We start from the raw sequence: 18,722 nt of genomic DNA on the forward strand, positions 1-18,722 counted from the left end.
AAATAAGCAGAAACTGCTGCTGCAGGGGACGATCTGTTCTATGGTAGCAGCAGTTATTTGCATTACAGGAAAGTCTGGGATAAAGAAAACAGGAGGACGTGGCAGTTGGTAAACAGGATCGTAGTCGGAGCGGACAGCTTCAGTATACATGGAAAATTTGATGAGCAGGGGATGTTCCTTTTGATGGAAGAGGGCGATATCCTTTCAGATGAGGATTTTGCGCGTATCGTGACCTTTGTTGATGACCACAGGAACGGAGATATCTTTCTGTTGCCGAAGAAATACGGACCGAGCAGGAACAGCAAGAAGGGAATCATGTATGCACCGTTTTCCGCATATCGCGAGAAAGGAAAGCATGCGCCTTGGCTTGCACAGAAGCTGGACAGAGATCAGGAATTTCATGGTGTCTATGAGCAGCTTACAAATGGGGTGATCTCTACGGAGATTTTAAGATTCCTGCACGGATTTACACCATTCGGTATGGTGTTTAAGGGAAGCCTGTTAAATCAGTTAATGGAGATCGCAGATGCCGGAATACAGGGTAGTTCTGCCGGAATACAGAATGCCGGACAGGATGCAAATGTGACATTCGGAAGCCCTGCGCATACATTGGAGGACGTTCTGGTAAAGGGATCATTTCCGGTATTAAAATGGCTGCTTGCGGTTCAGGCAAGAGCCTGTCTGGATGAGAAACTCTATTATATCGATGGTGTTGACTATACTTTGAAAAACAGCTTTGAAGGGGATAAGACCTTTTTTGAAGGAATCTATGACCGGGCATGGTATAAGGATACCGTTGATCAGCTGATCGAATGGTTAAAGGAAATGTCCATCCATCAGGAAACCCTGCAGATGCTTGTTATGCAGCATGCACTGTTCATTGTAAAATATATGATCCAGGCAAATCTCGATAACCTGAACAAGCATTTATTTGAAGAGACCGACAGCGAGGCTTTTTTGTGGAGGCTTGGGGAAGTGCTCTCTTATATAGATGATTCGATCATTTGTGAGAATCAGGGATACCATGTGGATATGAAGAATGAAGACTGCCTGGTATGGGTATTGCTGATCTTAAAGTATAAGGACACCGGTCTGGAATTTGATTTTACAGATGGCTGCTACAGCTATAATGATATCCAGATTGGAGAGCTTACGAAGCCGACGGCGGACATTCAGTTTATGGACAATAAAGATATGGAGGATCACACAGAGCTTACGATCGAAGGACGGTTATCGCCTATTCTTTTGATGAATGGAGCAGAGTTTGGTGTTCTGGTCGGTGACCGCTTCTATCCGGCAGAATATAATGAGCGGTATGCACATACAAAAGCATTTGGCATGTCGATCTTCAAGCTTCGGGCATTTACGATCCGGGTGGAGCTTCCATATGGACAGGAAACAGAACTGGCTTATGTAACAAGAGTCCGGGCGGATGTCTTTGAAAATGGTGAAACGATGGGAATGTCGGTAGAGGATCTTCCGGTCACTCTGGAATTCGATTCTCATTTCAGCCGTTTGTGTGACCGTTTCCGTCACAGCTATTGGAAGATCAATAAGAAGCTGTATATGTATAAGACAGAAGCCAATATCATGAAGGTTGATCCGGTAAAGCATGGGAAGATCGCAGGCAGAGAACTGACGTTATGGCGGGATATGTTTGCAACCGGACAGAAGAAGGTTATTAAGTTTATCATTGTCCGGGCGTTCTTAAAGGCAAAGCCGGTTTTAAAGCATCGTCCGATCTGGCTCTTTTTTGATAAGATATATAAGGCGGGGGACTCCGCAGAATACATGTACAAATATGCAAGAAGCAAGAATGATGGCATCAAATGCTATTATCTGGCAGATGGGGCATCGGAAGATTATGCACATCTGGAACGCGAAGGTATGAAGCCGGTCAAACGGAGAAGCATCAAGCACCGGTATGCATTTTTGTATGCGGATATGGTGATCGTGTCAAACTCTACCGTCTACGCATTTAATGATTTCGGTACGATCAATTCGGCACTGATCCGTGATCTGATGAACTTCCATGTAGCCTGTGTCCAGCATGGTATGTCTATCCAGAAGATTGCAGTTGCGCAGAACCGGTTGAGAGATAATACACGGTTGTATTTCTGTGCATCCAAATATGAGATTGAAAATCTGTCGAAGCCGATCTACGGCTATGAGGGTTATGATGCATTGAAGCTGACCGGAGTACCGCGTTATGATGGACTCATAAATGAAGATAAACGGCAGATCCTGTTATCTCCGACCTGGCGGATGCAGGCAGCAGTTCCGGTTACAAAGAATGAGGGTGTGAGCCGTGACTACAATCCACTTTTTAAGGAGACAACCTATTATCAGGTATATAACAGCCTTATTAATGATGAGCGTCTGATCGCTGCGGCAAAGAAATATAATTATAAGATCGTCTATGTACTTCATCCGATCGTCAGCCCGCAGATCGATGATTTTGATAAGAATCCTTCGGTAGAGATCATTCCGGCGGTTGCCGTTCATGGACATTCCGGTGTCAATTATGAGAAGGTGTTCCGGGAATCCAGTCTGATGGTTTCGGATTTCTCCGGCGTTCAGTTTGATTTCGCTTATATGCGTAAGCCGGTGGTCTATCTGCACCATCACGATATACCGAAGCATTATGAGGAAGGAACCTTCCACTATGATACGATGGGATTTGGCGAGATCTGCGAGGACAACGACGAATTGATCGATGTTCTGATCTCTTATATGCAGAATAACTGCGAGATGAAACCGGAGTACCGCAGACGTGCCGATGATTTCTTCCGGTTTGACGACCATGACAACTGTGAACGGATCTATGATGTCATGATCGACTACCAGAAGACAAAGATTCATTAAGATATAGCTTTTTCTATAGCATCAACTATGATCTCCAGGGTTTTTAACCGGGCATATTTTTTATCGACTGATTCGATGATGTGCCATGGAGCATAGGTGGTGCTTGTTTTTTGCAGCATTTCATTGACGGCTGTTTCGTATTGATCCCATTTTTCACGGTTTCGCCAGTCCTCATCTGTGATCTTCCATTGTTTTTCCGGTGTATTCTGACGCAGCGTGAATCGTTCAAGCTGGGTGTCTTTATCAATCTGTATCCAGAATTTGATGATCACAGCACCCCAGTCATACAGTTCTTTTTCAAATTCGTTGATTTCGTTGTAAGCACGTTTCCAGTCATTTTCACTGCAAAATCCTTCGATCCGTTCTACCATGACTCTGCCATACCATGTTCGGTCGAAGATAGCTACATGACCGGAGCGTGGAAGCCTGGTGAAGAAACGCCAGAGAAAATGTCGGGATTTTTCATACGGAAGAGGACTTGCGATCGGAAATACTTCGTAACCGCGAGGATCTAATGCTTCCGTTACACGCTTGATATTGCCGCCTTTTCCGGCAGCATCCCAACCTTCGTATGCAATGATGACAGGAATCTTTTTGTGGTAAATGCTGTTGTGCAGCTCTCGAAGTTTTCCCTGTAATTCTTTCAGACGTTTGGAATATTCTTCATCAGATATCGTCTTGTCCTGTAAAGAGATATCTGACAGCTTCGGCATGTCCATAAGAGGGAATACATTCTGCGGGATCGGAACTGCCAGTGAATGATTCTGTAGGGCAACATCGATTCCCTCGGTCAGGATTTCCAGAACCTGAAGCTCCGCCCATTTCTTGGAGCAGCCATCGATGATATACCATGGCGCGCGGGAAGAATCGGTAGCATCTAAGAATTTGTCAAAGATGTCCATGTATTTGTCATAATGTTTGTTCTGTGCTAGGTCAGTATCGGTCACTCTCCATTTGGTTGCAGGATCATCGGCAAGCGTCCGGATCCGTTTCTTCTGTTCTTTTTTCGAGATGTTCAGGAAGAATTTGACAACCAGATAGCCGTTATCGGTCAGCTGTCGTTCAAATCTCCGAACATTGGCAATTCGAAGCTCGTAGTCTTTTTTTGACAATTCTTTGTGTGCGTATTCACGCGTAAGCTGATCCATCCAGCCGGAATCCATAAAGACAAAATTGCCGGCTTCCGGTATCTCTTTTACAAATCGCCAAAGAAATGGTTTCCGCCTGTCCTCTTCTCTGACCTTTTCCAGCGATGCAACCCGGTAAAAACGTGGATCGATATTGTTGATGATCCGTCCGACCAGACTGCCTTTGCCGGAAGTACCCCAGCCTTCTACCAGAACGATGACCGGAAGCTTGTGTTCCCGGACAGCCAGCGTCTGCGCCGCCAGCTTTTTCTGCAAAGCCTTTAACCGTGTATTCATTTCCTCGTCCGATGGCTTTTCCTTCATAATTCGATTATTCAACATACATAACACCCCCTGTGTAATAATGAAATTAATTTTTTATATTGTGTGAATTATGCGTTGGGATATCTTAACTTACCAATACAGGGGCATTTGAGGTCGCCGGTCCTTAGATGGCGCATTAGCGGCATCTTAGTACCGTTGCAGACCTAACTGAGACCTTACCGAGGTTTATCCGAGGTTAGTTCGAAGTTACACAGCGGGAAAACGAGCGGAAGCGTCCCCTGATTGGTAATGTTAAAGGTATCCCATGCATATCAATGTATAATATAAAAAATTAATTTCATTATTTTCCGGTTATATCATAAAGTCAATGGACAAAATGTTTAAATTATCTAAAGGACACGCATATAAAAAAATTTTTAATGTGTTAACAAATTCTATTGTCATGCCGACCGTTATATTGTAGAATATACATGAGGTTAGGGTTGGATTCTTGTAGAATTTATTTTGTGCTGAATTTTGAAATAATATTGAATGAAAGCATTCTTTTTTTTCAGAAAGAATGCACATAGGAATGATACAGGAGGGACACAGACTATGACATCAGGTGAAGAATTATTAGAATTAAGAAAGTCTACAGGAATGAACAGACGCGAATTTGCTGAGTATTTCGAGATACCGTATAGAACTGTACAGGACTGGGAACTTGGAAATAGAAGAATGCCATACTATCTTCTTCGTCTTATGGTTTACAAAGTAGACAAAGAAAATCTTGCAAAGCAGGATTGATTCAGGTAATTATTTTTTAAACAGATGATGGGCGAATAGGTATTGAAAAATCACGGGCATGTTATGTGTCCGTGATTTTTTAAGAAAAACAGAAAATAAAGCACACAAAACAGGGAGTAGAAACAGTGGCAAAGCAGTACGTGATGATCAATGACATAATCGAAGAACATAATGCGAGAATGTATAACTTAAGAAAATACTACCCGTTTTTTGTGTTATCGGAAACTGCATTTACACAGTACAGGGATGGACGATATAACAGTCTGGATATGGGATATATCACCATGGCGGTACTGCGTTTTTTTATTGAGGAAAACAACTTCAACGAGAGGGACATCACATATCCCCAGTGTGAAGCATTTATAAAAGAGCTACTGATCCGTGATTTCGATATTGAGATCGAGGACGAGGATATGGCAGACCTGATCTTATATATATTTGACAAGATCAGAAATGATGGAAAAGCATTTGAATTTACATTTTACGATCCGGGTAAGAAGCAGAAGAAGACCGGGCGTGTCAGACTGATCGACAGCCGGATCACGGATGGAAAAGTGCTCTATTACATAACTGCGGATGGGATAGAATTCTATCTTGATACCAAGGAGATCAAGGACGAGAGCAAGATCAATGTAGAACAGGTTTTGCTTGAGAAGATGATCACCGGAGAGAATTTCAAGGGAGGTATCGAGGTTGTCAAGCGGATCAACAGCGAAGTGAACCGGCTTGTAAGAGAAAAAGACGATATCGTAGATCTGCTTTCTTACGATGTATTTGCTGGGGCAGAAGCTTATGAGAAATATATGAAGACGGTTGGCAAATGGTTTTCCGAGGAACAGAAATTATTTGCGAAGAACAAGGCACTGGTCGATAAGGCAGTTGCGAAAGCGAACTTTGACCATCTGACAAAAGGTTCTACGTTGTTGGATGAGATCAGTCAGTTGGAGCTGGAATTGAAGAAGACCATATTAAAGCATGGAAATCTGATCAACAGCACCATGGAATTACAGAATATATCGGACAACATTATTCAGAAGGCGAAGTTAAAGCGTCTGCGTCCGGTATTTGATTTTGAAAAGGAATTACAGAAGATGATCAGGGAGGATCGGCCGGATAAGATGGGCATGATTCTTGCTCCTTTATTTGCACCGGCGATCACGAAGTCGTTCTCGATGACATCGATCGACAATCTTCTTACGCTCAAATCAGAGGATGAGGCGAAGATGGTGACAGCAAAGAAAGAAGATGTAAATGCGAACTTCCGTTACGAGGACGAGATTGAAGAAGAACGCTCCGGCAGAAACTATGGCAAGTTATTCTTTGAACTGATGGATGTGCTTGCCCGCTGGAAGAAGCTCAGCCTGAAAGAATTCAACGGATTCCTTGAGATACGATTTGGAAAAGAAATCTATGAGAATGCCGATTATTACGCATTCCTTACCCATCTGGCACAGAAGAAGGAATATGATATCAGCCGGATGTTAAAGAAGCAGGATACCATGCTTGAAAAGCTGGTAGTTGACAGCATCCGGGAATATCAGAAGGTGCGGGACAGCATCGGAGAGCAGCAGATACCACAGGCTACAGCCGACAGCATTTCAACCGTAAGCGTACCGGACATTTATTCGGAAGATGCTTATGCTCCGGATATCTCATTTGAGCCATACAAAGATATGCGCTTCACGCTGACCTTTGACAGCACTGAGGAGATCCCGGTTGGAGCAGATATGTATGTTACGAACATAATATTTGAATTGCAATAAAAATACATGTGAGGAAAAAAGATGGACAGCAGAAATTTGGATAAGGCGATTGAGATCTACGCCAGACTGATACAGGGCGAAACGATCGCGAAAGCAAGCAGAGAAAACAGTGCTCTGTACGAAGATTATTATGGAAATGCAGAGGTCTACGAGATTGTAGGCAATCTGTTAAAGAAACTGAATCTGAGTATTTACGAATACAACGAAGCACTTTATATCACTCCGGGTGAAGGCAACCGGGTATTTGGTTATACAAATGACGATATGAAGCGCATACTTGGACTGCGGCTGAATAAAGAATTGTTCCTGTGCTATTTCCTCATGTATGTGATCCTGCTGTATTTTTATAAAGATTCCGGAAGCTATCAGTTCCGTGAATTTATCAAGCCGGAAAAGGTGATCGAAGAGGCGGACAAATATCTGGCAGATGTGACGAAGCGGTTGTCTGTATTTTCCGCAGAGGATGTCGGGGCAGAGAGCTTTAAAGCGGTTGGGCTGCTGTGGGATGAGCTTCCGGCAGTCAGTCATGCAGTCTATGACGGAGAAAAGACGAAGGCGTCAAAGGCATCCAAATCCGGTTATGTGAAGCTGACATTTAACTTTATGGTCAGCCAGAAATTATTTGTCGAGAACGAAGAACGCTACTATCCGACCGATCGGTTCAAGGCGTTATGTGAGAATTATTTTGAAGAATACAGGGGACGTCTGTATCAGCTGCTTGGAGGTGAAGAGGATGCCGTGCATTAACCGAATACGGGTAAATAATGTAAAATACAACTTTGGTACACAGCAGTACGATGATTTTTCGATGCGTATGTATGGCAAGAACACGCTTTATGACCTTGCAAACGGTGGAGGAAAGAGTGTGCTGATGCTTCTTCTGCTTCAGAATCTGATACCGAATTGTACGTTAGATGATAAGCAGCCGATCGAGAAATTATTCCGGAATGGTGGCGGCAATACGACTATTCATTCCCTGATCGAATGGAAATTAGACGACGCGGATATCAAGGATGGATACCGCTACATGACGACCGGCTTCTGTGCCAGGAAAGCAAAGGAATCCGACGAGGGAGCATCACAGGACGGACAGACGGCGGCGATCGAGTATTTCAATTACTGCATTTTCTATCGGGATTATAATAAGAACGATATCATTAATCTTCCATTGTCAAATGGTAATGAAAGAATTACATACAGTGGTCTAAAATCCTACATTAAGGAGCTTGGACATAAGGATATGAGCCTTGAAGTGCGCTTATTTGAGCGGAAAGGGGAGTACCAGCGGTTCATCAGCGAATATGGTCTGCATGAGAGCCACTGGGAGATCATCCGTGGAATCAATAAGACAGAGGGTCATGTCCGTACTTATTTTGAGACGAATTATAAGACGACCAGAAAAGTAGTAGAAGATCTGCTGATCGAGGAGATCATAGAGAAAGCATTTCTGACCCGTACCGGTAGGGATGGGGATGAGAGCACGATGGCAGAAACGCTGCTTGATATTAAGGATAAATTGAACGTGCTGGCACAGAAGAAACGGGATATCGCGAACTTCGATCATCAGATCGAGCTGATCAATGTCCTGCAGGCAAAGGTCAATTCCTGTATTAACCAGTACGAGGCACACGAAGATATCACAAGGCAGCTTGCGGATATCTATGTGACGGGAAAAGAACTGACATCGAGAGAAAATGAACATCTGGAAGAACTGCTTGTGGCAAAACAGACTGCATTTGAACAGAAGGAAAGCCAGAAGAAGCGGTTGGAGAATCTGAAGATCACCAGAGATGGTTTCCGTCTGCAGGAGCTCCGGGATAAGTCAGAACAGTTAAATGCAAATCTTGCTGAAAATGAACGACAGGTATCGGCATTAAAGCAGGATATGAATATGAAAGAAAGTATCAATGATTATCTGGGTTATCTGGAAGACAGAAAACAGTTATCCGAGAATCAGAAGATCATCGATCATATCTTACAGAATACCGGGGCAGACCGTGAGAAAATGACGGTCTATGCCTATAACAGAAAGCTTCGGGATGATGCGCGTTTGAAAGAGCTTCTTCTGGCAAAGGAAGAGGTCGAACAGTCGCATGAGTATGCAGTGAAAGAGGCTGATTACTGCATGAAATGTATCAAAGAGGGCGAGATCGATCTGGCTGTATCCGGGGATAATCGGAAAGCGGCTTCGGACAAATTACAGTCCTTAAATAACAAGATATCCGAGCTGACCTCACAGGTTGCCCTGCTTGTTGTGTCGGATGCGGCAAACGTGATCGAAGCATCCGAAGAAAAGGCAGCAGAATTTGAGGCATCCTTACAGGCACTTGCAGAGAGCATACGGGAAGATCAGGAGCAGGTATTTGAAGACCGTTACCGGTTGTCACTTGCGGAAAACAGTCTGGAAACACTGGAAAAAGAATATGAGACAAGCCATCTGGATGCAGAGGAATATCGTCAGGCAGCTAAGAAGTTAGAAAGCATTATGGCGGTATATAGTGTAGAGAAAGCAGAAGAAATCATAGATGCGATCAATGCAAGGATCACAGGAACGCTGACCGAGACGGTCATCAGAAAACAGGAGATTGACCGACAGCTTGCAAGACGCAAATATCTGGAATCCGGACGTTTATTCGGACCAAGTGCAGGAGCATCGGCAGTTATTGATTATATCGTGACCAGACATGGACATATGGCGATGCACGGAGCTGATTATCTGGCAGCACTTAAGCCGGAGCAGCGGACGGAGATCTTGAAGAAAAACGGGGCACTTCCGTATGGAGTAGTCGTGAAGAATTTCGCTGATATTGCAGAGGATATCAATCTGGATTCGATTCAGACAGACAATGAAATGGTTTTGATCTACGATATGGATGACCTGTCTGAAAAGGCAGTTACCATAAACGAAAATGCCGTTATGGTCTGCAGAAAAGGAGAATATTTTACAGATGATGAGATTCTGAAATCGTTAAAGGAAGAACTGACGATCCAGATCCGTGACCTTGAGGATGAGATATCCATGATCGATGAGAAGCTTGCGACCTACCGGGAAGATCTGGCATTTGTCAGTCATCTGGCAGATGAGAGGCACCTGGATGCGGCAGATATCGAACGAAAGCTGAATCAGGATCTGTTAAATAAAAAGGATGAGGTCCGTGAGCTTCAGGATCGTATAACAGAACGGACAAGCCGGATCACCCAGCAGAAAGAAGATGAGGCATCCGTAAAAGAAAAGCTGCATGAGCTGGAGGAAGACAAATCAATCCTGCTTCGTATTAAGGAGCTTTCTGATCTGGCAGTTGAGGAAGAATCCCGTTATACGGAGAATGTTCAGAAAGAACAGCGGATCACCGGACAGATCGAGGAGCTGAAGCGGGATGCAGTCAGATGGAATACAACTGTGAGCGAGACGGAGGCACGGATGCTTGCGATCGCAAACAGTATTCAGGATATACAGGATAAATGGCAGAATTACTTCAAACCTTATTACCTGGAGGATGGCAAAGTGGATGTGTCACTGGATCCAAAGCAGAAGATTCAGGTGGCACTTGGACAGGAAACGGAAGATGTATCCAGACGGGATATCGAGATCCTTACGATCTCTGATGAAGTGCTGGAGACAGAATTTATGGCGATGTATGCAGTAGCAAATAAAAATGCACCGGATGTAGAGGATAAGAAGAAGTTGGTTCAGGCATTGTCACAGTCAATGGATCGTATCCTGCATACGATCGAGAAGCGTGGCGTGAAACTCTCGGATCTGGAAGCACAGACACAGTTATTTACCACATCTGAACAGCAGTTACAGGCACTTTCTGATGAATTGATGCGTCTGGAACTGGTATCAGCATCCATGGCGGAAGAACTGAAGAATGTATCAAAGGCTTCCGGCAGATTGGAAGGAAATATCGAATATGCGGTTGCCAGTCTGAAAAAGACTTATGGTGAAGATGCATATGTAGAAGAACAGATTTCTTTAAGTGAAGCAGAGCAGGCGATCGCACAGGGCGATCAGATCCTTGCCGAGCTGGAACAGAGTTATAAGAAGACAGCAGAGAAATATGAGACCTGTAACAAAGAGCAGGGCTATATGATCGAGCTTTATAAAGATGTAAAACGTATCGTAGATACAAATGACATCAATGTAGAAAATGGTAAGCTGTTAGAAGCCGGAAAAGAGGAGCTGCGACAGGCATTTGAGACCAGTTTGTTACGATATGACAGAAGTCGCAAGAATTTGGAAAAGACAAGAAATGAACTGATGCGGTTCAAGGGACAGACAGCGGAAGCACTCAGTGAAATGGGTGTATTCGAGATGGCAGAAACGATCCGCAGAGATGTCATCATACCTGAAAACTACTATGATGCAAAGGCGTTACTTGAAAGCCTGTTACAGATCATTTCCTATATCGATCTGGAAAAGGAAAGAGTGGAAAAAGGAATCGAAGATATGGTTGCGATCAAGGAGAATTTTTGCAGTCAGTGTTTACAGCGTTGTATGGATGTAAAGACCGAGCTTGAGAAGCTTCCAAAATTATCGAAGATCACCGTTGGAGAAGAAGTCATCCGTATGGTTGATCTGACGATCCCATATGTGAAAGAAGAATTCCTTGCACAGCGTATGTCTGATTATATTGACGATATCGTAAAGGGCGCAGATGCCTATGAGGATGAGAGGAAGCGTGTCCGTTATATCCGTGACTGTCTTGCATTGAAGCGGTTATTTGGCGTAATGGTCACAGACATGAATGCGATCAAGCTGAAACTATATAAGAGAGAGCGTATCAAGGAGCAGAGCCGGTATCTTCGTTATGAAGAAGCGGTTGGTAGTACCGGACAGTCACAGGGTATCTACATTCAGTTCCTGGTTGCGATCATCAATTATATTGCAGGTATGTATTCTTATGGCGCGGAGGGTGAGATCTCTACAAAGACGATCTTTATTGATAACCCATTTGGCGCGGCAAAGGATGTATATATCTGGGAGCCGATCTTTGCCATGCTTGCAGCTAATCATGTGCAGTTGATCGTTCCTGCCCGTGGCGCAACTCCGGCGATCACCGGCAAATTTGATGTGAACTACGTTCTTGGTCAGCAGATGGTCGGTAACCGCCAGCAGACGGTTGTTGTCGATTACACCAGCAAGACCTCGCAGGAGGAACTGGAATATCAGGACATCACCTACCAGCAGGCAACCTTTGACTTTATATAATGGTATTTGTTTTATTTGTGGTTATAATCAAAGATTTTTACATAAATTTACCGAAAGTTACATTGAGACATGCTGTTTATTACATTAGTGTCTTTTTTGATTATTTTTCTGTTATGCTGAATCTGTCGACAATATAGGTGCCGGAAAGAAGAAACTTGTCAAATAACAATATTAGATGTGTTTTGACATGAAAAAGGTAGCGTAATATAATGAATAGAAAAAAGAAAAGACATACTGACAGTGAAAAACAGGAACTTATTTCTTCGCTGGTAATTATGAATGATGCAATGTTTGAGGTTATGTGTGAAGACCCTCTTTTTATAGAAGAACTTCTTCAAACAATTTTCAATAATGCTGAACTCAAAATTAAACCAGATTCTTTGATTGCTCAAAAAAGTATCCGCAATCTTGCGGGCCGTTCAATTCGAATGGATGCATATGTTATAGGAGAAGAAGATAATGTATTTAATATAGAAATACAACGATCTATGAATTGTAATCATGTGAAAAGGGTTCGGTTTCATGCGTCTGTAATAACAGCAAATAATTCAGAGCCAGGCGATTCGTTTGATCATGTTCAGACATTATGTATTATATATATTTCTGAATTTGATATTTTCAGAAAGGGACGAACGATATATCATGCTCAGAATACAATTCTGGAAACGGGAAGCGTTGTTGATAATGGACTGACAGAAATTTATGTAAATACTGAAATAAAGGATGGAAGTAAGATATCGGATTTAATGACTTTATTTCAAAAAAAGCAATTAACAGTCGCTGATAAGGATAAATTTCCAAATACTTATAACAAATTTACACATGTGAAGAACAGTATAAAGGAGGATGGTTATATGAAAGATGAATTTGCAGCTTTTGTACGTAGAGAAGGAATTTATGAAGCGATTGAAACTTATGATGAATGTGGACTTGATCAGAAGGAAACCATTGAAAGAATAATGAAACGATATGATCTGACCAGGGAGCAAGCAGAACAATACTATAGTGATGTGTTTATTGTTTCATAAATTAAGATAGATCTATAGGACAAAACGTGTTGATAAAAACCGCCTCCAGCCCTTTATTTATGAGGGCTGGAGGCGGTTTAATCTTTTTTTGATTTACTGGTGGTAGTAGCTTAAGAAATCAGCAATTCTTCCCATAGCGGTTTTAAGCTGCACGATATTTGGCAGATATACGATACGGAAATGATCCGGGTCTGTACAGTTGAAGCCGGTACCACAGGTGATCAGGATCTTCTTCTCACGGAGAAGATCAAGGGCAAACTTCTCATCATCCTTGATATGGAACTTCTCCTGATCCAGTTTCGGGAATATGTAGAAAGAAGCTTTTGGTTTCACAACGGATACACCGGGAATGTCACAAAGGGCATTGTAGATATATTCACGCTGTTCGTAGATTCGTCCGCCCGGAAGCAGGAGTTCATCGGCACTCTGATAACCGCCCAGAGAAGTCTGAACGATACTCTGTGCAGGAACATTTGAACAAAGACGCATTGAAGACAGAAGATTCAGACCTTCGATGTAGCCTTTTACATGATCCTTTCTGCCGCATAGACACATCCAGCCGATACGGTAACCGGCTACACGATGGGATTTGGACAGACCGTTGAAGCTGATCGTGAACACATCCGGTGCCAGAGATGCGAGTGCAACATGCTTTCTGCCATCCATAACCAGTCTGTCGTAGATTTCATCTGCAAACAGGATCAAATCGAATTCTCTTGCAAGATCAACAATCTGTTCCAGAATCTCCTTTGGATATAAGGCACCTGTTGGGTTATTTGGATTGATCACGACGATACCCTTTGTATTTGGAGTGATCTTACTTCTCATATCATCGATATCCGGATACCAGTCACTCTGTTCATCACAAATATAGTGAACAGCAGTACCGCCTGCCAGTGTGACAGAAGCTGTCCATAATGGGTAATCAGGAGAAGGAACCAGAATCTCATCTCCATTATTTAAAAGTCCCTGCATAGACATGGTGATCAGTTCACTTACACCATTTCCGGTATAGATATCGTCAATTCCGACATTTGGAATATGCTTTAACTGGCAATACTGCATGATAGCCTTTCTTGCGGAGAATAAGCCCTTGGAATCGGAATATCCTTCGGTGTCTCTCAGATTGTAAGACATGTCTTTGATGACTTCATCCGGTGCGTGAAAACCAAATGGTGCAGGGTTTCCGATATTCAGTTTCAGAACATCAATGCCCGCTGCCTGCATGCGGTTTGCTTCGTCCATAACAGGACCTCTTATGTCATAACAAACGTTATCGAGTTTCGTTGATTTTTCGTATGTTCTCATGCGATATACCTCTCTTTATAAGAATTTATCCGGCTCCCAAAACCGGAAGTTAAGCAACCTTAAGAATCCATTCTTGTACAGGAAACTGTTGTTATGGGAATTTGCCGGACTTTATAAGATGACAATAAAAAAGCCCAAGCAAATAAATTTTGCTTAGGGCGAACTTATTATTTTTATAGTCCGTGTTACCACCTAACTTCAGGAAAAACTTCCTGCACTCTGTACGGCCAGATCTCTTAACCGTTGTTCCTGTAACGTGGAACCTTCCGTTGACTGCTAATCTAAAACCTATTTCGCAATCACAGCTCGGGGACTGCTTCCTTAAGATGTTCTACAGGCTCACACCAGCCGCCTGCTCTCTGAAGTAACACTTGCTTAAGTACTCCTTCCTGTCATAGCCTTTGATTTTTCTAAAAGTCTAGCACTGCACAGGGGAAAAGTCAACTTAATTTTTATGGAATTATAATTGTTTAAAAAATATACACAATTAATACTACAATACAACATTTGAATGAAAAAAGACAAAATAAATACAATAAAATGATTAAATTGTCAAAAAATAATGTTGACAAAATGGGTATTATCACATATAATAAAGATACATTAAAGAACGGTCATCAAACAGATGCCACCTGGATAAACAGATCGAGGTCCGGTACACGGAAACTGGTCAAAAGTAAAAGGTGTTTTCCAGAAGTTCAAGGAAGGAGGAGATTCCGTTGGATACAATTGAAGAACAGTTTTATCATAGCAGCATACATGATTGGGAAGTTGTTTCCACACGGGATGCCTTATCGATATAACTTGAAACAAGTCCCCACACAGATGCCGGTTCGGCATAGATTGAAGTATCGGGATGTAGGTATTAGATTACCGATTATGTTCTGCTAGGATTGTTCAAAACACAAGATATAGGTAGTGTTTCAAGGGCATTAGGCTATATCACATAGACGCTTAGAAGTTGTTGGAAGGATTGGTACAACATAGTATCTGTTCAGGCAGTGACTGTTACAGATGCCACTTGTTTAGATTCGTTATAAGCAGGAGTTTATATAATATGTACCATTGCGGTATAACATTTCACATCTTTTGAAATATTGTACCATACATCTAAAATTTGAATGATGCAGTTGCATCGGGAGCATACATAATTGCTCATCCTTCAGTAGAATTTATTTATAGATTTTATATAAAATGGCGTTTTATATGGCGGGTGTGGAAACCTCGAATATTTACAGAATACTTCGACAATAATCTAAAATTAAATACATACAAAGACCCAGGTGCTTATGCATCTGGGTTTTTGTATGTATTTAAATTGATCCGGTTTCAAATATTTTAAAACTTTTAGTTCACATGATCTGTCATATAAATAGCGGCAGAAAATTTGTAAGTGGATTTTGCAAAATAAACAGTGTAGCCGCTTGCGTTTGTTTTTGCAAACGACTATATTAAATATTAGAGAAAGCGAAAGCTGAAAGACCTGCATAAGGACATTTTATTACAAAGAAGAGGAGACGAGAAAATGGCTACAAATGAAAACAATAATGTTCAGGAAACGACCGGACAGACACAGAACACGGCAACAGCGACACAGACGCAGCCGAATACAGCTGCAGCACAGAATGTGTATGGAGCACAGCAGGGCTATACATATGGAGCATATGATACGAATGCACAGAATAATGCATACTATCAGCAGAATGCCTATTATAACAATGCACAGGCAAATCCATATAATACAAATTATTATACGCAGACGTCACAGCAGACGACATCGTCGGAGAACAATTATTACAATAGTCAGGTATCCGGAGATGTATTTGACGAGGTATTCGTTGAAAAAGGTGAAACGCCGGTTGCAACATTAAGCAATGGCATGGTTCTGAATCTGATTTCGGGTGAGGGGTTAAAAAATGAGCAGGCAGTACTTACAGATGAACGATTATATTACAATCACCGGGAAGGACTGATCAACCGGATATCTACAAGAGAGATTGTAGATGCAGCAGATATTACCGGTACAAAGATAACAGATAACAAGCCATATTCCATTCTGATCGTTGCGATACTGATTCTGATCGGTTCGATCATAGGAGCTTCATCAGCCGATGATGGCAGTATATTGGCAAGTGGTATCATTGTTGCAATTATATTCCTGATCACATTCCTTGTTTTGATCAAGAAATGGCTAGTGATCGAATATGCAGGTGGACGCATCAGACTTAGCGTAAAAAAATATGGTATGAATAACATTATTGCATTTCAGAAAGCTATCTACAGAGTAAAAACGGAAGTTAAGCAGCATTAATTAAAAAGGAGACAGTCAACCCATAGCAGGTGGGGTGACTGTCTCCTTTTTTTTCATACCGTCTGATCGGATGGAACAAAGATTGGAAAATCCGGGATATTATAAGAGAATACAGCCGTAATTATGATAAGGACGATCAGGAATATATAGCCGATGGCATATATCCATTTGGGGATCCGATGAAGTGGCAGCAGATGTATGGCACTTAAGAACTGCCCGGCAAGAATACCGATTCCATAGGCGGTCAAGTCGATCGCCATGCTGGTACGATCGAAGCCGCCGGATAAGACATAGTAGATGCTTACAATGATAAGATTGGCGATACAGATACCGGTTGAGATCATCAGGATAACTTTATGAATAGAAGGCTGATCGGGAATGTAGTGCAGTGCATAAAGAATCAACATGACGATCAGAGTCGGAAACAGGGTAAGCTTCAGATGCTCCCAGATACTTTCATTGATCGGAGCACACCAGGCAATGAGGCTGTTTTTTCCAAGAATATCATAAAGAAAATGCCAGATACTTCCGAGAATGACAATACAGATCGAAGAAAAGATACCCCAGATAAAAAAGTTATATTTGCCGGAATGATACATAAGAATGATTCTCCTTGTAAGATTTTCATAAAGCGCAGAAGCAGTTTTGTATTTAAAAATAGAATTATATTTTTACCATAATAATTAGCAGGATTCATTGATGCAGACTGCTTGTTTGTGCTATTATATCTATATATTATATTCCGTATAAACAGAATATATGCATGAACAGAAGCATGCAGAAATGCGGGCAGTCAAGCAGTCTGGCATAAGAAAATAATGAGAGATTAAAAGGAGAATGTATACAAATGGATTACAATAGCCTGAGCTTAAAGATGCATGAAGAAAATAAAGGAAAGGTTGAGGTCATTTCAAAGGTAAAGATCAAGGACAGAGATGATCTAAGTACAGCATATACACCGGGTGTTGCAGAGCCATGCAGAAAGATCCGTGACAATAAGGCTGATGTATATAAATATACATGTAAGGGCAATATGGTAGCGGTTGTTTCCGATGGAACTGCAGTTCTCGGACTTGGCGATATCGGACCAGAGGCTGCGATTCCTGTTATGGAAGGAAAAGCTATCCTGTTTAAAGAATTTGGCGGAGTAGATGCATTCCCTATTTGTCTTGATACAAAGGATGTAGATGAGATTGTAGAAACCGTAAAACGAATCGCTCCTGTATTTGGCGGTATCAATCTGGAGGATATATCAGCACCAAGATGTTTTGAGATTGAGAGAAGATTGAAGGAAGAACTGGACATCCCTGTATTCCATGATGACCAGCACGGAACAGCTATTGTTGTATCCGCAGGTCTGATCAATGCACTGAGGTTGGTAGGTAAAGATTTTGATAAGGCAAATGTTGTAATCAATGGTGCAGGCTCAGCCGGTATCTCTATCTGTAAGCTGCTTCTTCAGCTTGGCATCGGAAATGTAGTTCTGGTTGACAAGCAGGGTGCACTCTGTCCGGGTCAGGACTGGATGAATCCGGCACAGGCAGATATGGCAGAGATCACAAATAAAGACAGACAGACCGGAAATCTTGCAGAGATCATGAAGGGGAAGGATGTATTTATTGGAGTATCAGCACCGAATATCGTAACGGCAGAGATGGTAGCATCCATGGCAGCCGATCCTATCGTATTTGCTATGGCGAATCCGACACCGGAGATCATGCCCGAGGAAGCAAAGAAGGGCGGCGTTCGTGTTATGGCGACTGGACGTTCTGACTATCCAAATCAGATCAACAATGTTCTGGTTTTCCCTGGCATCTTCCGTGGCGCACTGGATGCAAAGGCTACAGGAATTACAGAGGAAATGAAGATGGCAGCAGCAAAAGCAATCGCATCAATTGTAACCGATGAAGAATTAAATGAAGAATATATTATTCCGGGTGCCTTTGATGACAGAGTAGCAAAGGTGGTTGCCAAGGCAGTTGCGGATGAAGCACATAAGCTTGGTATAACAAAATAATAAAGGCTTGCAGAAATGTC

At 42.3% G+C, this 18,722-nt stretch carries 11 protein-coding genes and 1 other annotated feature; of the genes, 8 read left to right on the plus strand and 3 right to left on the minus strand.

The window, feature by feature from the left end; all coding sequences use genetic code 11:
• Positions 1 to 105: 105 nt before the first annotated feature.
• Positions 106 to 2,865, plus strand: coding sequence for a CDP-glycerol glycerophosphotransferase family protein (locus DXB77_RS10180; protein ID WP_118663169.1), 2,760 nt, complete (start codon positions 106 to 108; stop codon positions 2,863 to 2,865).
• Here DXB77_RS10180 and pap read toward each other — a convergent pair.
• Positions 2,862 to 4,334: a polyphosphate:AMP phosphotransferase gene (gene pap, locus DXB77_RS10185; RefSeq protein ID WP_118663170.1), complete on the minus strand. Its 1,473-nt coding sequence runs from the start codon at positions 4,332 to 4,334 to the stop codon at positions 2,862 to 2,864. The genes DXB77_RS10180 and pap overlap by 4 nt on opposite strands.
• A gap of 537 nt (positions 4,335 to 4,871) precedes the next feature.
• Between pap and DXB77_RS10190 the strand changes: the two genes are divergently transcribed.
• The 5 genes from DXB77_RS10190 to DXB77_RS10210 all read left to right on the plus strand — a co-directional run bounded on the left by DXB77_RS10190 (position 4,872) and on the right by DXB77_RS10210 (position 13,066).
• Positions 4,872 to 5,063 carry a transcriptional regulator gene (locus tag DXB77_RS10190; protein WP_008402480.1) on the plus strand — a complete coding sequence of 64 codons (192 nt, stop codon included), beginning with the start codon at positions 4,872 to 4,874 and terminating at the stop codon, positions 5,061 to 5,063.
• 125 nt (positions 5,064 to 5,188) lie between these two features.
• A complete protein-coding gene (locus DXB77_RS10195) occupies positions 5,189 to 6,826 on the plus strand; it encodes a hypothetical protein (RefSeq protein ID WP_118483080.1) in 1,638 nt (545 codons plus the stop codon).
• A 21-nt stretch (positions 6,827 to 6,847) separates the two neighbouring features.
• Positions 6,848 to 7,573 (plus strand): DUF6063 family protein, encoded by a 726-nt coding sequence (locus DXB77_RS10200; protein WP_008402483.1) that lies wholly within the window; start codon positions 6,848 to 6,850, stop codon positions 7,571 to 7,573.
• The gene (locus DXB77_RS10205) at positions 7,560 to 12,038 is read left to right on the plus strand and encodes a hypothetical protein (RefSeq protein WP_118663171.1); all 4,479 of its coding nucleotides are present in this window, start codon (positions 7,560 to 7,562) and stop codon (positions 12,036 to 12,038) included. Before DXB77_RS10200 ends, DXB77_RS10205 begins: the two co-directional genes overlap by 14 nt.
• 209 nt (positions 12,039 to 12,247) lie before the next feature.
• Positions 12,248 to 13,066: a PD-(D/E)XK nuclease family transposase gene (locus tag DXB77_RS10210; RefSeq protein ID WP_117808076.1), complete on the plus strand. Its 819-nt coding sequence runs from the start codon at positions 12,248 to 12,250 to the stop codon at positions 13,064 to 13,066.
• Positions 13,067 to 13,159: 93 nt separating this feature from the next.
• On the opposite strand, the gene DXB77_RS10215 is transcribed toward DXB77_RS10210, so the two are convergent.
• On the minus strand, positions 13,160 to 14,374 hold the full coding sequence (locus DXB77_RS10215) for an aminotransferase class I/II-fold pyridoxal phosphate-dependent enzyme (protein ID WP_021944668.1): 1,215 nt from the start codon (positions 14,372 to 14,374) through the stop codon (positions 13,160 to 13,162).
• 151 nt (positions 14,375 to 14,525) lie between these two features.
• Positions 14,526 to 14,779: a binding site (T-box leader), on the minus strand.
• A gap of 1,120 nt (positions 14,780 to 15,899) precedes the next feature.
• Here DXB77_RS10215 and DXB77_RS10220 point away from each other — a divergent pair.
• Positions 15,900 to 16,685: a hypothetical protein gene (locus tag DXB77_RS10220; protein WP_118483084.1), complete on the plus strand. Its 786-nt coding sequence runs from the start codon at positions 15,900 to 15,902 to the stop codon at positions 16,683 to 16,685.
• A 53-nt stretch (positions 16,686 to 16,738) separates the two neighbouring features.
• Here the strand turns inward: DXB77_RS10220 and DXB77_RS10225 are convergent, their stop codons facing one another.
• Positions 16,739 to 17,284, minus strand: coding sequence for a DUF6512 family protein (locus DXB77_RS10225; protein ID WP_117808078.1), 546 nt, complete (start codon positions 17,282 to 17,284; stop codon positions 16,739 to 16,741).
• 248 nt (positions 17,285 to 17,532) lie between these two features.
• On the opposite strand from DXB77_RS10225, the gene DXB77_RS10230 reads away from it, so the two are divergent.
• Complete coding sequence (locus DXB77_RS10230) at positions 17,533 to 18,702, plus strand: NADP-dependent malic enzyme (protein WP_117808079.1); 1,170 nt, start codon at positions 17,533 to 17,535, stop codon at positions 18,700 to 18,702.
• The last annotated feature ends 20 nt before the right edge of the window (positions 18,703 to 18,722 follow it).

Source organism: Clostridium sp. OM05-9 (assembly GCF_003481465.1).
Classification (GTDB): domain Bacteria; phylum Bacillota; class Clostridia; order Lachnospirales; family Lachnospiraceae; genus Coprococcus; species Coprococcus ammoniilyticus.

Bases quoted from the DNA above. Each gene is read 5' to 3' on its own strand.
- DXB77_RS10190 (WP_008402480.1), top strand. From the start codon at position 4,872: ATGACATCAGGTGAAGAATTATTAGAATTAAGAAAGTCTACAGGAATG.
- DXB77_RS10230 (WP_117808079.1), top strand. From the start codon at position 17,533: ATGGATTACAATAGCCTGAGCTTAAAGATGCATGAAGAAAATAAAGGA.
- DXB77_RS10210 (WP_117808076.1), top strand. From the start codon at position 12,248: ATGAATAGAAAAAAGAAAAGACATACTGACAGTGAAAAACAGGAACTT.
- DXB77_RS10225 (WP_117808078.1), bottom strand. From the start codon at position 17,284: ATGTATCATTCCGGCAAATATAACTTTTTTATCTGGGGTATCTTTTCT.
- DXB77_RS10200 (WP_008402483.1), top strand. From the start codon at position 6,848: ATGGACAGCAGAAATTTGGATAAGGCGATTGAGATCTACGCCAGACTG.
- DXB77_RS10205 (WP_118663171.1), top strand. From the start codon at position 7,560: ATGCCGTGCATTAACCGAATACGGGTAAATAATGTAAAATACAACTTT.
- DXB77_RS10220 (WP_118483084.1), top strand. From the start codon at position 15,900: ATGGCTACAAATGAAAACAATAATGTTCAGGAAACGACCGGACAGACA.
- DXB77_RS10215 (WP_021944668.1), bottom strand. From the start codon at position 14,374: ATGAGAACATACGAAAAATCAACGAAACTCGATAACGTTTGTTATGAC.
- pap (WP_118663170.1), bottom strand. From the start codon at position 4,334: ATGTTGAATAATCGAATTATGAAGGAAAAGCCATCGGACGAGGAAATG.